The sequence below is a fragment of the Rhodovulum sp. genome (genome assembly GCF_011048875.1).
Classification (GTDB): Bacteria; Pseudomonadota; Alphaproteobacteria; order Rhodobacterales; family Rhodobacteraceae; genus Rhodovulum; species Rhodovulum tesquicola.
In genome coordinates this window covers 1-1916 of sequence record NZ_DSDD01000460.1, presented here as the reverse complement: position 1 = coordinate 1916, position 1916 = coordinate 1, and the positions used below count along the sequence as shown (strand labels likewise).

Sequence of the window (1916 nt, the reverse complement as noted above, 5' to 3'; positions counted from 1 at the left end):
ATGCAGCGGCCGCAATATGTTGTGGAAATCTCCACCAATTGAGCTGAGATCGTGAAAGCCGCCCAGTAACAGGACGCATCGGCGGCGGGTTTTCCACGAGGCGGCAGGCGGGCGGCGGGTCAGGCCGCGCCCTGGGCGAAGACGCGGGCAGACACCCGTTGCAGGCCGCGCACCAGCAGCACGCCCATCGCGCCGTGATAGGCGACGGTGCCCCCGAACAGGTGCAGGGTGCGCAGCAGGCCCCCCGTGACCGCCCCGGCAACCACGACCCCCAGCGAGGCGACCACCGAGACGACCAGCGCGATCAGGATGGCGCGGCCGTTCGGGCCCAGGCGGCGGGCGACGATGGCGCGGCGTTCGAACTCTGCCGCCCCCAGCAACAGGACCAGCGAGAAACCCAGATAGAGACCGAGGATCAACAGCACCGTCTTTCTTCCCCTCCGTTGCGGCCGACGCATGCATCGGTGCCCGGGTCAAGCGATACCCAAGGCAAAGGGGATCCGCAACTCCCGGGGCGGCCAAGGGGAAAGCCGCGGCGCCCAGCGGGACGCCGCGGCCCGGCTTGCTCCCCCTCGGAGGGTCTGCGCCGCCATCTCGCGCGCGATGTGATCGGCCTGCCGGATCGCCAGCGCCACGATGGTCAGCGTCGGGTTCTCGGCCGCGCCGGTGGTGAATTGCGAGCCGTCCGAGACGAACAGGTTCGCGATGTCATGGCTTTGCCCCCAGCGGTTCACCACCCCGTCTTCGGGCCGTTCGCTCATTCGGTTGGTGCCCAGGTTATGCGTGCTGGGATAGGGCGGCGTCGGGAAGGTGCGCGTGGCCCCCACCGCCTCGTAGACCGCCCTGCCCTGCCGGTAGGCATGGTTGCGCATCGCGATGTCGTTGGGATGGTCGTCGAAATGAACATTCGCGACCGGCAGGCCCCACTGGTCCTTGACCTCGGCGTTCAGCGTCACGCGGTTGCTTTCCTGCGGCATGTCCTCGCCCACCAGCCACATGCCCGCCATGTATTCATAGGCATCCAGTGCCGTGGTGAATTCGCGCCCCCGGGCGCCCGGGTCGAGGAAGGCCGCCATGAACGGGATGCCCAGCGCCAGCGTCTCCATCTCGTAGCCGCCGACGAAACCTCGGCCGGGATCGTGGCGGGCCTCGTCCGAAATGATCCCCGCCATGGTGGTGCCGCGCCACATGCGCACGGGCTTGTCGAAGGTGGCATAGACCGAGCCGGTCATGTGCCGCATGTAGTTGCGCCCGACCTGCCCCGAGCTGTTGGCCAGCCCGTAGGGGAACATCGATGAGGCCGAGTTCAGCAGCAGCCGCGGGCTCTCGAACGAGTTGCCCGCCACGCAGACGATCCGCGCGCGCTGGAAGTGCAGGTTGCCGTCCCGGTCGAAATACTCGACCCCGGTGACCTTGCCGCTGTCGTCATGCAGGATGCGCGCCGCGTGGCAGCGTTCCCGCACCTCCAGGTTCCCGGTCGCCTCGCCGCGGAGGATATCGGTATAGGCCGAGGACCACTTGGCCCCCCATTTGCAGCCCTGGAAGCAGAACCCCGTCTGGTGGCACAAGGTGCGCCCGTCATACTCGGCAGAGTTGATCGCCATCCGGCCGGTATGGACTTCCTTGTGGCCCAGCGCCTTGGCCCCGGCCTCGAACACCTTGTAATTGTTGTTCCCCGGCAGCCCCTCGCGCCCGCCGGTGCGCGTCACGCCCAGCTTGGTCTCGGCCTTCTCGTACCACGGCTCCATCTCGGCGGCGTCGATCGGCCAGTCCGGCAGGTTCGCGCCCTCGACCGCGCCATAGGTCGTCGCGGCCTTCCATTCATGCTCCTGAAACCGCAGCGAGGCGCCCGCCCAGTGGGTCGTCGTCCCGCCCACCGCCTTGACGATCCAGGCTGGCAGGCCGGAAAAGTCCTT

2 protein-coding genes are annotated in these 1916 nt (G+C 68.1%); both read right to left on the bottom strand.

Going from position 1 to position 1916, the window contains the following annotated elements; translation table 11 throughout:
- Positions 1-119 precede the first annotated feature (119 nt).
- Positions 120-425 (bottom strand): hypothetical protein, encoded by a 306-nt coding sequence (locus ENN83_RS15670; protein WP_253090380.1) that lies wholly within the window; start codon positions 423-425, stop codon positions 120-122.
- Positions 426-473: 48 nt separating this feature from the next.
- Positions 474-1916, bottom strand: a 1443-nt coding sequence (locus tag ENN83_RS15665; RefSeq protein WP_287188644.1) for a GMC family oxidoreductase, incomplete at its 5' end; no start/stop codon positions are given.